The organism is Flavobacterium sp. B167r (assembly GCF_056824315.1).
The window spans coordinates 4463558-4478184 of the sequence record NZ_CP124859.1; the positions used below are offsets into that span (position 1 = coordinate 4463558).

The 14627-nt window shown below is 33.0% G+C and carries 12 protein-coding genes; all 12 read right to left on the bottom strand.

Going from position 1 to position 14627, the window contains the following annotated elements; translation table 11 throughout:
* Positions 1–89: 89 nt before the first annotated feature.
* Positions 90–266 carry a histone H1 gene (locus tag QLQ96_RS19565; RefSeq protein WP_482492686.1) on the bottom strand — a complete coding sequence of 59 codons (177 nt, stop codon included), beginning with the start codon at positions 264–266 and terminating at the stop codon, positions 90–92.
* 308 nt (positions 267–574) lie between these two features.
* A complete protein-coding gene (locus QLQ96_RS19570) occupies positions 575–1897 on the bottom strand; it encodes a rhamnogalacturonidase (RefSeq protein ID WP_482492688.1) in 1323 nt (440 codons plus the stop codon).
* 23 nt (positions 1898–1920) lie between these two features.
* Positions 1921–3210: a DUF4861 domain-containing protein gene (locus QLQ96_RS19575; protein WP_482492689.1), complete on the bottom strand. Its 1290-nt coding sequence runs from the start codon at positions 3208–3210 to the stop codon at positions 1921–1923.
* Between the two features lie 189 nt (positions 3211–3399).
* Positions 3400–3834, bottom strand: coding sequence for a hypothetical protein (locus QLQ96_RS19580; RefSeq protein WP_482492690.1), 435 nt, complete (start codon positions 3832–3834; stop codon positions 3400–3402).
* Positions 3835–3998: 164 nt separating this feature from the next.
* On the bottom strand, positions 3999–4532 hold the full coding sequence (locus QLQ96_RS19585; protein ID WP_482492692.1) for a YcxB family protein: 534 nt from the start codon (positions 4530–4532) through the stop codon (positions 3999–4001).
* A gap of 213 nt (positions 4533–4745) precedes the next feature.
* The gene (locus QLQ96_RS19590; RefSeq protein ID WP_482492694.1) at positions 4746–5489 is read right to left on the bottom strand and encodes a rhamnogalacturonan acetylesterase; all 744 of its coding nucleotides are present in this window, start codon (positions 5487–5489) and stop codon (positions 4746–4748) included.
* A gap of 253 nt (positions 5490–5742) precedes the next feature.
* Positions 5743–7098: a glycoside hydrolase family 28 protein gene (locus QLQ96_RS19595; protein ID WP_482492696.1), complete on the bottom strand. Its 1356-nt coding sequence runs from the start codon at positions 7096–7098 to the stop codon at positions 5743–5745.
* An 88-nt stretch (positions 7099–7186) separates the two neighbouring features.
* The gene (pelA, locus tag QLQ96_RS19600) at positions 7187–9187 is read right to left on the bottom strand and encodes a pectate lyase (RefSeq protein WP_482492699.1); all 2001 of its coding nucleotides are present in this window, start codon (positions 9185–9187) and stop codon (positions 7187–7189) included.
* A 6-nt stretch (positions 9188–9193) separates the two neighbouring features.
* On the bottom strand, positions 9194–10783 hold the full coding sequence (locus QLQ96_RS19605; RefSeq protein ID WP_482492701.1) for a glycoside hydrolase family 43 protein: 1590 nt from the start codon (positions 10781–10783) through the stop codon (positions 9194–9196).
* A 171-nt stretch (positions 10784–10954) separates the two neighbouring features.
* Positions 10955–12178, bottom strand: a complete 1224-nt coding sequence (locus QLQ96_RS19610; protein ID WP_482492702.1) for a glycoside hydrolase family 88/105 protein — start codon at positions 12176–12178, stop codon at positions 10955–10957.
* Between the two features lie 22 nt (positions 12179–12200).
* Positions 12201–13406: a glycoside hydrolase family 88/105 protein gene (locus QLQ96_RS19615; RefSeq protein ID WP_482492703.1), complete on the bottom strand. Its 1206-nt coding sequence runs from the start codon at positions 13404–13406 to the stop codon at positions 12201–12203.
* A gap of 10 nt (positions 13407–13416) precedes the next feature.
* Positions 13417–14625: a glycoside hydrolase family 88/105 protein gene (locus QLQ96_RS19620; protein ID WP_482492705.1), complete on the bottom strand. Its 1209-nt coding sequence runs from the start codon at positions 14623–14625 to the stop codon at positions 13417–13419.
* Between the last annotated feature and the right edge of the window lie 2 nt (positions 14626–14627).

The window sequence follows — 14627 nt, forward strand, 5'->3', positions numbered from 1 at the left end:
AGTTTTTTTCTCTTTGTCTCAAACTATATTCTTTGTACTTTGTACTTTGCAAAATAAAAAACCCCGCTTTATCAGCGGGGTTAGTTGTATTATTTTTTTGATTCTTCGATAGAAACTTTTCTAAACTCTTTTAAAAGTTTTTCAATTTCTAAAGTTGATTTACGTGCTCTTGGTCCAGCAGCTTTAATTCCTTTTTCAGTCAAAGATTCAGATTCAGCTTTGAATGTTTCAATTTCGGCGTTGATTTTTACTAATAAATCTTTCATGCTTATATATTGTTAAATTAAGCCACAAAAATAAAAGTTTGTGTGATAGTTCCAACACTTTTGCTGTTAAATTTAATGCAGTTTTTCATTCATTTCCTTTACAATAAATTGACTTCTATTTTTTCAAAACCCCTAGTAACCACAATGTATTAACAATCAAATACTTGTTGAAAAAAGTGTTTTTACAACACCTATTTTAATGCTTTGTAGAAAGTATCTTATTGGCTACATTTTTATTTAAAATACAGGCTGAAAATGCTCCAATTTGTTAATTTTTACATGAAAAAATTCCAAAAAAAGAGAAAAAATCACTCAAAAAGCATCTTGTTGAGATACACATGCTTAAATATAATTCCGTTTATAATACTCTTATCAATCTTAGTTTTAGAGGATTCTATATTCAAGTTTTCAAATCTAAAATTGCTCAATCTCACGTTCGGATCTTTTTCTACTCCGTAAAAATTAGTGCATTTGAGATTAATGTTTTTTAAAGTAATGTGATCTCCAAAGGATAACGGAATATCTTGACGATCTTTTAAATCGTAAAATTGTCGCCAAGCAAAAATAGCCAAACCAGTTTCGGCCTGACCTTCTATATTTTCAACCAAAATATATTCGTAACGCTGTGGTGTATCTGGTCGCATTTTCAGCCAAAGCAATCGTGAAGCTCCCTCAATCTTACTGTTTCTAAAAATGACATTTCGATTATGAATCGCTTCACTTCCATTGGTCAAAGCCGAATGACAAAATCCAAAAGTACAATCCTCAATTATAATGTTTTTATTAGATCCGTTATTTTGGTCTTTATCAGCATAAGGACCTTTGCCGCCTTTTAAAGCAACCGCATCGTCATTAACCGACATGTAGCAGTTTTTTATCAAAACATTTTCGCAGACATCCAAATCAACGGCATCTGTGCTAGGCGCTTTAATTCCGATATGAGGCGAGAAAATATAAAGATTTAGCAGTTTTACTTTATTGCATTTGTAAAAATGATTCGTCCAAAAACCAGAATTAATCAATTTGACATCCTGAAATTGAACATCATTTGAGTTCCATATAAAAACTAATCTTGGTCTAGAAACTTCAAGATTTGTACAATCGGGATTTTCACTGCGTCTTTTCCAGAAAGCTTCCCAAAACTTTTTGCCATTTCCATTTATAGTTCCTTCGCCAGAAATAGAAAAGCGATCAACTCCGTAAGCATTAATTAAAGCTGGAAAATACTCCAGATTTTGCCCTTCAATTCTTGAAGCTCCAATTGGATAATCAATGATATTATCTGAACCTTTTAAGACAGCTCCTTTAGCTAAATATAAAGCTGTTTTTGGTTTAAAAAACAAAGCACCGCTCAAGAATACGCCTTTCGGAATTACAATTACACCGCCTCCATTTGCCGATGCTTGGTCAATTACCGCTTGAATGGTCTGAGTTTGAACTATTGTACTGTCTTGTTTGACACCAAAATCTGTTATGCGATATTGCTTTCCTAAATCTTTTAATTGCAATTTCTGATGATTTTTGAACCACTCATCAACTGGAGTTCCGTCAGGAAAATGTTCTTGATTGTGTTGCGAAAAAGATAAATTCAAACTACTTATAAAAGCTAAAACAACAAGAATCTTTCTCATTTTGAACCGTTATAATTTCAAAATTACTTTATTTCAATTTTTATTTTAGCAGAAAGCTGGTTGGCTAAATTCGTCACATACTTGGTAAAAAAAGCGGAATCATTAAAACCTTTGTCCGCACTTAACTCCCACGCTGCAATTGCATAATAGCTGATTTCTTTTTTATTATCAACTTTTAATTTTGCTAAATAAGAATCTGTCAGCTGTCCAGTTTTAGGAGCTTCAATATAACCTTGATAAACATTTAAAGGAACTAAAATTGCTGTTCCTAAAATCCATTGGCGCTCATAAGTCAAATAGTCGTGCTGAATTAAGCAAACCCAATCTCCAGCTTCAATAACCTGAAGCGGGTTTTTATTATTTAAATTAGAAATTGCTGCAAGAAAAGTTTCTTTCCCTTTGATACCATCAATTGAAACTGTGTTTTTAAAACCATACATTCCTAGCCAGATCGAAGTGGTTTCATGGACTTGATAAAGATTTTCAGAAGCTTTCCAGTTTTGATATTGGTAACTTAGAACAGAATTTACTGGCCCTTCTGCTACAATTTTAAAAGTTGTTTTTTCGACATTATTAATTGTATCATTTCCTAGAATTCCAAGTCGATTTATTTTATTATCAATTAATAACGCATAACCGCCTAAACCTACAGAATTTCCAACTGGAAAAATATCTCTTCCCCAATCATACATAACATGATAATTGTCTTCGACTGCACCTTTACTGTTTATGCCTACATTTTCTGGAGTTATCCCTGGAAGCTTTTTTCCGAAAACATCTTTAGAATTTCTTCCATCCAAATAATGTCTAAAACCAACCTTGTCATTTTCCCAAGTTGGCCCGTCTGTCTGGTATTTTTGGTATCCCAATTTTTTATGAACCTGATCTGCCATTAAAACTTCCTGCGTATCTGGATGAACTGGGAGATTTTTACCTTCTCTTTTTCCAAAACGAACGCTAGTTTTTACTGTAAACTTTGGATCTGTTTCAGACCACTTTAATTGAATATTTTTTTCTTCCTTTGGCGAAAAATCAGCTGTAAAGAAAAGTTCGTCCCATTTTCCGTCGCCATTAAGATCATTGGTTTGTGCCGGAATTGTATCTTTTTTAGAAAGTAAAATCGGAAAAGTTCCTTTTATACTGCTTTCTCCCAAATTCTCTCTTTTTATTGAAATTGCTCTTTGTGAAAGTGCTAAAGAGCTATTGTTTTTTAATACAATCGTTTTTTCTGATACATTTTGAGAAACTTTACAGCTTGTTAATAAAGTTGCTGCTAAAGTAATTGGAAGATAAAATAATACTCTTGTTTTCATTCTGTCTTATTCTTTATTTTTTTACAGAACAATTTAAGAGTTTTAATTGTTATAACAACACTTAAAAACAAAAAACTTCTGTTTTTAACTTATATATTGTCAAAAAAAATGCAGGATAAAGCACCACACTTACCCCGCATTTAAAGCACTAATTTGTGCTAGAAAAAAAACATAAAAAATAAAATTATATTACATTAAATAATACATTGCCCTGTAATATTCGGGAAACTCAATATTATTGGGTTGCTTCAAAGAAATTTTATGAGCTGTTGAGTCTTTTTTCTTTTTAAAAAAAGCTTTTATTTCCTTAAAAATTTCTCTGCTTGTTTTACACTCATCAAACAAAATCAAATTATTCATTACTTCTAAAAATGACAAACTTGTATAAAACTGCTTATCAAATAGACAAACCAAAACATTTCTAGTTATATTTTGCTGCAGAAAAGCAAGAAGTTCATTTTTATCATAAACTACATAAATAATGCGATCATAATGCTTTAACTTTTCTTCGCTATTATCAAAAAAAGATTTTTCAAAAAAATCAAATTCAGCTTTTAATTTTCTTCTAAACATTTTTAAAAAGGTGCCTTTATTATCTCGCACTAAAATTTTTTCCTTTTCCATTCGCATTTTTTTAGATCCTAGTAATAAGTATTTTAGTTTCTTAATAATCATCAATTAAGAAATGTAAAATTATATTTATGATTTGTAATTTACAGTCCTAGTAAGCCATAAAAAGATAAGAATAAGACAATTTCTAACAAGCATTATATTTTTAGAAATGGAGCTTAAACCTTGATAACATGAGTAACATTTTTTTCAACAAAAGAGAGGAGTTCTTCAATTTTTCTAGAATTGCTTTCTTTCTTAGAAATAGATATGATATAACCATTTCGCTCTTTTATATATAGAAATAAGAAGTTTTTGGTTTGAATAACTTTTTCAATTTGCGACCATTTATGAGTTAGTTCTCCCAAAGGCGATTTCACACAAATATCAGAATAGGTAAAAGAGAGCTTATATTTATTGGAAGATTTTTTCGATGTGATAATTATTTTTGCCAATTTAAAAATCGATTTAGAAATAACATCTATCAGTAAAAACTGAATTACTACAAAAAAAACAACCAAAAGCAGACTTCTTATCAACCAATCAAAATAATCCATTTGCAGGCTAAAATCATTTAATATCAGTAACAATAAAACAATCAGAAGACCAAATACAATTCGTTCTTTAAACAAATGCTTAAAATACATTTTGTTAAGCATTTTTATTTCTGAAACATCCAATTGAAATTCTAACGAAAAGTTTGCAATATTCATGCTTGTATATTTTTCCTATTATTCTTGAAGCAAAAGTATAACTAAGTCAATCCTCAAAATCGACATTAAAGTCTTTAAACTATCAAAATAAGACTGAATTCAAAATAGAAGGTTTTTCATTAATTACAAAAAGAAGAAAAACAAAAAACCTGTAATTTCATAAGGTTGAAATTACAGGTCTGCACTGCTTTTTTTTTTTAGTTTAAACTAAAGCTATTTTATTTCTTTTTTTAGTTTCTGCAAAGAAGAATCTTGAAATTGTTTGATTTGATTGATAACAATTTGAGCTATTTCTGTTGCTCCTTTTAAAGACAAATGTGTATCATCTTCTTTATCTTTATCATAATACGGATTTTCGCCTGCTTTAAAATGCAAGTGCAACAGCTTAGATTGTTCTGGTCCGTAAGCTTGTTCTAATAATTCTGTATGATATTCTAAATCGATAAAAGGAACTTTATATTCCTGAGCTACCAAACGGGTTTCTAATGGGTAATCGCCATGTGTTGGAACTAGAACTCCTTTTTCGTTAAAATTACGTCTTGAAATTGAAGTCAATAAAACAGGGATTGCGCCCTTTGCCCTACTTTCATTTACAAATTTTATAAGGTTATACCTGTAAGCGGTATGCGGATTAGTGTAACGACTTGGATCTTCTATTTTTTCGTCATTATGTCCAAATTCAATAAAAACATAATCTCCTTTTTTTAGTTTATCATAAATTGAATCCCAACGTTTTTCTGCTATAAAACTCTTTGTGCTTCTACCGTTTACAGCTTTATTTTCTACAATTATATTATCTGTAAAAAAAGGTTGTAAAACTTGTGCCCATCCGTGTTCTGGATTTTTTTCAGGGTCTTTTTTATTCGCCATTGTAGAGTCACCAATGCAATATAAGGTAGTTTTTTGAGCTACTGCTGCTGTATTGATTAATAGTATTAGGAGTATGTATTTTTTCATTTGCTTGTGTGTTTTATTTTACCACTAAGTTTATTTTTTAACCGCAAAGTGCGCAAAGGCTACGCAAAGAACGCTAAGTTTTTCTTTTTTAATCCTCTTTGGCTTAAGGGCGCTAAGCTTTGTGGATATTCTTTGTGTTAGACGCACTGCACTGCGTCTCTACAGCAAATCTTTATACATACAGCTTTGCGTCCTCTGCGTTTTCTAAAGGCATTTTTCTTAAAAAAACTTTGCGTACTTTGCGGTAAAATTTCTAGTTTTTCGAAACTGCCGTAGGCACGCTAGCTTTTTGCCCGATAAAAACATCTGTCATCAAAACATTTTCTGCGTTTTCGTTGGACAACGCGTTTTTTGCTTCTTTAATTTCTATGTTTTTTAAGGATATATTTCTGATTTTTTTATCTGGAAATCCTTGAATTACGATTCCAGATTCTGATGCTTTGTTACAAGTGATATTCGAAAAATGTACATTTGATATATCCGATTGAAAACCTCTTCCTTCTCCATGATAATTGGCTGTAATGTAAAGGCAGTCTTCTACTTGATCTAATTGAATATTTCTAACAAATATATTTTTGATATATCCTCCGCGATCAGCATTGGTTTTCAAATAAATGCCTCTTTTTAAATAACCAACCGTTTTGCAATTTTCTACAAATACATTCTGTACACCTGCCGACATTTCACTGCCGATTACAACTCCATGCAATCCTTTAAAATTACAATTTCTAATGACAATGTTTTGACTCGGAGTTGCTGTATTGGCTCTTCCTTCGTGATCTCTTCCTGCTTTTATCGCCACATTATCGTCACCGTTGTCGAAAGTAACATTCTCAATTAAAACGTCTTTTGCATATTCTGGATCGATGCCGTCGTTGTTATGATTTAGCGATTTATAGCTTATGCCACGAACAGTAATGCTTTCAGATTTTAAAAGATGGAGACACCAAAATGGCGAATTTTCGATTCTAACATTTTCAACCAAAACGTTCTTACAGTTCAGAAACTGAATCATCTGCGGTCTTAAGAAATAACCTTCTCCAAATTTTCTTTCGCTTAATGGAGTATTGTTATGGTTCATTTCGCGGCTTCTGTTTTTGCCTTCGTTTTCTTTTGCTTTAAAAGTTTTCCACGTTTTTCCTCCTTCTCCGTCAATTGTTCCTTCTCCAGAAATGGAAATATTCGTGCAATTATTAGCATAAATAAGCGGACTGTAATTATATAACATTGTTCCTTCCCAACTTGTTAAAACCATTGGAAGATAATCTTTGGGATTATCACTGAACTTTATTTTAGCTCCTTTTTCAATTCTAAGGCTTACATTACTTACAAAATGTATCGGTCCGTTGATTTTATAAATTCCTTTTGAAACTATAATTGTTCCTCCATTATTCTTTTTACACAAGGCCATTGCTTTATCAAAAGCCTTTTTATTGTCTGTAATAGAATCGCCTTTTGCACCCAATGTCAAAACATTAATACGATAGGAAGTTATTAGCGGAAGCTGAATTCGTTTCACAATAGAATCCACTTTAGCAGACGGAAAATCGCTATTCTGTGCAAATGATGCCCATGAAAGGAATATTAGAAAAAGGTATTTGAAATTCATGTTTTTTTATTTTAAGTTCGTGCTAGTCGCAGTCGCAGTCCCAGTTTTCAGTGCCGACTGAAACTGCGACTGAGAACTGCGACTGTGACTAAAGAGAATACCAGTTTACGATTTTGTCTTTAAGAATGTTTTCGATTGAATATTGTGTTGCTTCTTTTTTTGAAAGCTGATGTGACCATTTTACTCTTTTAGAGGGCTGAAATCCTTCTCCGCTGCAATTGTATTCTGCGTAAAAAGATTTTTTTTCTGCTTCTGGTTTTGACCAATTTTCCCAGCCTTCAGGTTTAATTTGATTACCCATTTCGCAGTTTATAAAAACCGTTTTAGCATAAATGCGCCAAGGTCTTCCTAAATAAACGTCTTTTGCTTCTGGATTTGCTGTGATTTTACAGTTTTTAAAAACGAAACCGAATGCAGTTCCTTCCGGAGTTGAAGCCGCTGTGATATAAGAACTTTTTATACTGTGAATAGTACAATTTTCAAATAAAGCTGTTGCGCCTCCAAATATAAAATCGGTTGTTCCTTCAATATAACAATCTTTAAAATATTGTTTGGCATCTTTTCCAGACAAATATAAAGTATCTTGATTTCCCAAAAGTATACAATTTGTAATCTTAGCGCGATTTGCCACTACAGATAATGCAATAGCTTGTCCATGTTCGCCAGAAGTATTTTTAATCGTAAGATTTGATGCTGAAAAATCATCTCCTTCGACCAAAAGTGTAGACGTGTAAAAAGTACTATTTCTTCCTAAACCAATTTTAGAGAAATTATCATCGTAAGTAATTATTGTATTTTCTTTGCTTTCTCCTTGTAAAACGACATTGTTGTTCCATTCTGGAATTCGCACTTTTTCGTTATAAATTCCGTTTTTTACAAAGATTGTTACTTTCTCATACGGAAATGCTGGCGTTGCATAAACGGCATCTTGAATTTTAGTAAAATCTCCAGAACCGTCTTGTGCTACTGTAATGTAGTTTATATTTTTCTTTTCTGTAGCGCCAACTTTAGTCCCGTTTTTAACTGCCCAATCAGCATATTTTTTCAAAACTTCTTCGGGTGCATCTGAGTACCACGAATAACCGTTTCTTCTCTCTGATCCAATTTGATCCAGCGACTTTTTCTTAATTCCGTCACGATCACAAAAGAATGGTTCGTTGGTTTCTAGATCCATAAATCTTGCCCAAATTGGTTTTGCATTTACGGTCGGAATCATTTTTTTATCTACAATTTTCCCAGCATCATTCAGTACTCTTTTTTCTTCTAAATTGGTGATTTTTGTTTTTTCAAACCATGCTGCAGCACTTTTAACCGCAGTCACAATTTCTCGCGAAGGCTTATCAATTGACATTAAAAGCAATGTGATTTTAGCCGATTCGTAACCGCTTAAAGATGCTAGTTCAAAAGCTCTTGCATTTGCGGGAGCAAGTGTAACTTCGTCATGCTGTGCGCACCATGCAGTTAAAACTCCGTTTTGTTTGTATTGCGTTTTCAAAACACAATCAATTCCTTTATCGAATGCTTTTTTACATTTTTCGACAATTTCTGCTGAGGGTTTAATGCTGTAATAATCTGTCTGATCTGCAACAGCTCTTATAACATTAATAATATTGACCATCGAATCATCATTGTAAGTAATATGAGTATAATAGCCTTTTTTTAACGGATAAAACTGTGGCCATCCGCCATTTGCATATTGAGCTTTAAGAAGATAATTTAAGCCTTTTAAGAAAGATTCTTGGTAGCGTTCGTCTTTAACCTGTGCATACATTTTAGACATAAAAAGCATTTCCTGACAAGTTGCTCCGTTGTCTGTAGTAGTTTCTACAGCCGTTTTTTTAAGCGAAATTAAATCCTTTTTCTGCTTTTCAGTCAATTCATCTTGCATTTGGATATTCTTTGGCCATCCTCCAATATCTCTTTGGTATAGCAACACATTCTCTGCTATTTTTTTGGCTTCCGCCGAAGCAAACCAAGAAGCATCATTCTTTCGAATAATTTCAGACCATTTTTTGTACGTATTTTGAGATTTTACAGCAAAACTGCAAAGGCATAAAAAAAGCACTATTTGTTTTTTAAACTGCATCATTTCTTTTTATTTTGTTATTCTAAACCAATCAACTTCAACATTTCCCGAATCGTTTTTTACTTCTTCGCCTAAAGCAAAAAGTCCGACTTTAGCTCCAATCCATTTTCCTTCTTTTGCTTTAAAATCATTTCCAATTTTTTGATAATTTTGATCGTCTAAACTGTAAAAGAAGCTGCAAATTCCTTCTTTACCGATTTTTACTCTCAAATAAATGGTATTGGTTTCTATTGCTATCGGTGTGGTTTCTGTTTCTGAAACTGTTTTATCAAATGTTCCCGTTTTCTGACTTAAGAATAGTTTTCCTCCATTATTTTTAAAACTTAGAAAACTATAATCTAATCCCATTACGATTAAACCTGTAGATTCCTTATTTAATCTCGGGTTGAAAGTCAGTTTTGTTGTGGCTGTAAATTCTTCTGCTGGAAATTTCTGCAACAATAAATTTGGAGCATTGAAGATGTTTTGAGAAGATGTATTGCAAAATAAATTCAAGTAACCTAAACTCGTTGGAAATCCCCAATTGATTTGTCTGTTTGCTTGCCATTGCCATTGCAAACCTAATTTTGGCTCATTAAATTCGTCAGATTCTGCTGGAGTTTCAATTGGATATTTTTTACCAACATTTGGTTTTTTATAAGTAGTAACTGGTTCTCCAATTCCGTTTTTATCGTAATCCTCGCCCATTACTGGCCAGTCGTTTACCCATTTTACTGGTTGCAGATGTACAATTCGTCCGTAAGCTTCTTTATCCTGAAAATGAAAAAACCAATCTTCGCCTGTCTGAGTCGTAACCCAAGCACCTTGATGCGGACCATTTATCTTGGTCGAACCTTGTTCTAGAACCTTCTTTTTTTCATACGGTCCGAAAACATTTTTCGATCTTAAAATAGTCTGCCATCCTGTTGGAACTCCGCCTGCAGGAGCAAAAATATAGTAATAGCCATTTCGTTTATAAAATTTAGGGCCTTCAATTGTTTCTTCGCCTTTATGTCCGTCAATTACCATTACTTCATCGTTATTTACAACGGTACCTTCTGGATTCATGGTACAAACTACCAAAAGGCTTTTAATTTGTGCACGGCTTCCAGCAAAAGCATGAGTCATATACGCTTTACCATCAGTATCCCAAAGCGGACTAGGATCTATCAAACCTTTTCCTGCTTTTACTAAAAGCGGTTCAGACCAAGGCCCTTCTGCTTTTTTTGATTTAATCAAATAAATTCCGAAATCAGGATCAGGATAATAAATGTAAAATTCATTTTTATGATAAGTTATGCTTGGCGCCCAAACTCCATTTCCGTGCTGAACTCTATCGTAGGTTTCAAAAGGCGGCTGTTTTACCAAAGCATGACCAATAATTTTCCAGTTTACTAAATCTTTAGAATGCAAAATCGGAAGACCTGGAATACAGTTAAAAGAAGAAGCCGTCATATAATAATCATCGCCTACACGAACAACATCTGGATCTGAATAATCGGCATGCAGAATCGGATTGGTAAATGTTCCGTCTCCGTTATCCGATGTCCAGACTTGTGCGTTATTCTTCTGAAAGCAAAAAATGGCAAGAAGAAAAAGGATGATTTTTATATTTTTCATTTGAAACTATTATTTTCTGAAAATTTAACGTTTTGTTTTTTGTCATTTCGACCGAAGGGAGAAATCGCACTAGAAACTCTATACTGAATGTCGCCAATCTTTGTCGAATTCCGAGTGCGATTTCTCCCTTCGGTCGAAAAGACAAACTATATGTAAATCATTAATAATTGATTATCTATTTAATTCTAAAGCTGCCAAAATAAATGGTCCTGTTGCCTTAGGATCGTTGTCTTTTTTTCTTTCGTTTACGTAATATTCGTAAGATCCGTCACGGTAAGGATTTCCACCTAAACCGGCAACTTGACAACAGTTTGTTAAAGTGATTCCGCCATCTTGATCCACTTTTTTGATTAATACCGTTGTTAATCCGTCAAAAGCTTTGTTGGCTGCTTTTTTAAATTTAGCCGGCAAATATCCTTTGTTAGCTCCTTTTGCAAAAGCATACGAAAACATTGCAGATCCAGAAGCTTCTAAATAATTGTCTTTTCCGCCAGGTTTATCTGTAACTTGATACCACAATCCAGATTTATCTTGGAATTTTAGTAAAGCCTCAGAAACATTATTTAAATACTTAATCAAGTCTTTTCTTTTCGGATGATCTTTTGGCATATAATCTAAAACATCAACCAAAGCCATTGCATACCAGCCTAAAGATCTAGACCAGAAATTTGGAGAGTTTCCTGTTTCTTTATTTGCCCAAGGCATTTGTTTGCTTTCGTCCCAACCATGGTATAATAATCCTGTTTTTGGATCTGTAGCTTTTAATTGAATTATTTCAAATTGTTTTGCGATATCATCAAAGCTTTTTCCGTTTTCGAATTTAGCTGTATATTCTGCGTAGAAAGGCTCTCCCATATACAAACCGTCTAACCACATTTGATTTGGATAGATTTGTTTGTGCCAGAATCCGCCGCTTTGTGTTCTTGGCTGTTCTGTAAGTTGTTTACGAATTAATTGCAATGCTTTTAAATATTTCTCTTCTTTTGAAGTTTCATAAACATCAAAAAGCAAACGTCCTGGCAATACTAAATCAATGTTGTATTTCTCAAATTCGTAAGTATTAATGCTTCCGTCAGCTTGAACAAAATTATCTACATAACCTCTTATGTAAGCTTTGTATTTAGGGTCCGGATTTTTTTTGTACAATTCTTCGATTGAATGCAATACTAAAGCGTGAACATAATCCCACTTTGGCTTTTTAGCATCGTCGATCATATATGCTTCTGGATGACGTTTCATCAATGTCAAGGCCATTTTATCAGACCATTTCGCATTTTTTCCAATTACGATGTCTGTTTTTGCTGGCTCTTGCGATGTTACTTTACAACTTGTAATGGTCATAAAACAAGCCATCAAAATCGACATAAAATAACCTTGCTTTCTACTCTTTTTCATTTCAAAATATATTTAAATTCTACTATTTTTCTAATTCAACTGCGGCTAAAATAAAAGGCCCTAATCCGTGAGAATTGTCTATTTTTATTTTTTCACCTATATAATATTCATAAGAACCATCTCTATACGGATTTCCTCCTAACCCCGCGCTCGCGCAAACTTGTGTAATGTGTATTTCTCCGTCTGAATCTACTGTAATGAGTTTTTTTACAATACCGTCAAATCCTTTTTCTGCTAAGTTTTTATAGCTTTTTGGCAAATACCCTTTTTTTGCTCCTTTCGCAAATGCGTAAACAAACATCTCAGAACCCGATGCTTCAAGATAATTTCCTTTTTTATTTCCGGCATCTGTAACTTGATACCATAATCCTGATTTATCTTGATATTTTGCCACAGCTTTCGAAATGTCATTCAAATACTGAATCAGTTCTTTTCTTTTTGGATGATATTTTGGCATGTAATCCAAAACATCTACCAAAGCCATCATGTACCAGCCAATAGATCGTGACCAAAAATTAGGTGAAGTTCCCGTTTCTTTATTTGCCCAATCCATTTTTTTACTTTCATCCCAAGCATGGAAAAGAAGTCCTGTTTTTGGGTCTAAAGTATGCTGGTGAACCTGCTCAAACTGTTTTGCAATATCATCGAAACCTTTTCCTTGTTGAAACTCAGCTGTGTAATGCGCATAAAAAGGAGTTCCCATATACAAACCATCCAACCACATTTGATTTGGATAAATCTTCTTGTGCCAAAATCCTCCCGAATTTGTTCTCGGATGTGTCTCTAATTGTTTTCTTAAAAGTTGCAAAGCCTTCAGATAACGTTCGTCTTTTGTTTGTTTATAAACTTCAAAAAGCCCTTTACCAGCATTTATATAATCAATATTGTAATCTTCTAATTTATAGTTTAGAATATCTCCAGAACTGTTTATTGCCGTTTCGTAATACTCTTTAACATAATTGAAATAAATCGGATTTTGTGTTTTATTGTATAAATTCTCAAAAGCAGTCATCACAAGACCTAACTTATAATCCCATTTTGGTTTTTCGTTATTATCGATCTGCCAAGCTTTTGGATCACGTTTCATAATAGAAAGAGCCATTCTTTCAGACCACTTTAAATCTTTAGAAATAGCAATTGTTTTTTCCTGAGCCGTTACATTCAAAAATGAAAATAACAGACATCCCATCGCAATCAGTGAACCAAAATATTTTTTCTTTCTATCCATTTTAAAACATTTATTTATCCAATTCGATTGCACTTAACAAAAATGCTCCCAAACCTATTGCACCGTTATCTTTTGTTTTAGAAGCTAAATAATAACTGTTTGTTCCATCGCGGAATGGTTTTCCGCCCAAACCTACATTTGATGAAACATTCAAAACATTTACTTCTCCCTTTTTATCTACTTTCACAAATTCTTTTACAAAACTGTCAAATGATTTTTTGGCTGTTGATTTATAGCTTGACGCTAAATAACCTTTGTTCGTACCTTTTGCAAAAGCATAAATAATCATTCCAGAAGCTGATGGTTCTACGTAATTTCCGTACAATTCTGGTTTATCGGCAACTTGATACCAAAGCCCATTTTCACTTTTAACCTGATTCACATTTTTTGCAATCTGATTCAAATAGCCTACCAAAACTTTATATTTTGGATGTGATTTCGGAAAATAATCTAACGTTTCAACCAAAGCCACCATGTACCAGCCAATTCCTCTTCCCCAGATTGTTGGCGAAGTTCCCGTTTGTTTATCTGCCCATGCAATCTCTTTACTTTCATCCCAAGCTTGGTAAACCAAACCTGTTTTTTTATCTACTATATGATTTTGAACCAATTCAAATTGTTTCGCAATATCATCCAGACTTTTTCCTTTTTCGTATTTAACGGTAAACTGAGCGTAAAAAGGTTCTGCCATATACAAACCGTCAATCCACATTTGATTTGGATAAATCTGTTTGTGCCAAAATCCTCCACTTGGTGTTCTCGGCTGACTTTCTAATTGATTTCTAAGTTGTCCCAGAATCTTCTGATAGCGAGAATCTTTTGTTATATCATATAAATTAAACAACAGTTTTCCTGGATTCAAACAATCGATATTGTATTCTTTACTATCATATTTTTTGATATTTCCCGTACTGTCAATCATTCCATCAACATATTCTTTGATGTAATTCAGGTATTTTTTATTGTTTGTTTTTTGATATAATTTTTCAAAACCAGATAATACAAAACCCATTTTATAATCCCATTTTGGCTTTTCATTTCCGTCAAGCTGCCAAGCATTTGGGTATTTATTTAAAATAGAAAGCGCTGTTCGTTCTGACCATTTTAAGTCGTACGGAATTGCATCAGCTTGGTCTTGCGCATTAATTTTGTTTCCAAAAATTAGAATCAAAACCAAAATGCCTTTAAAAATGAAGTTTGTAGAAAGAGATTTGCGCATAA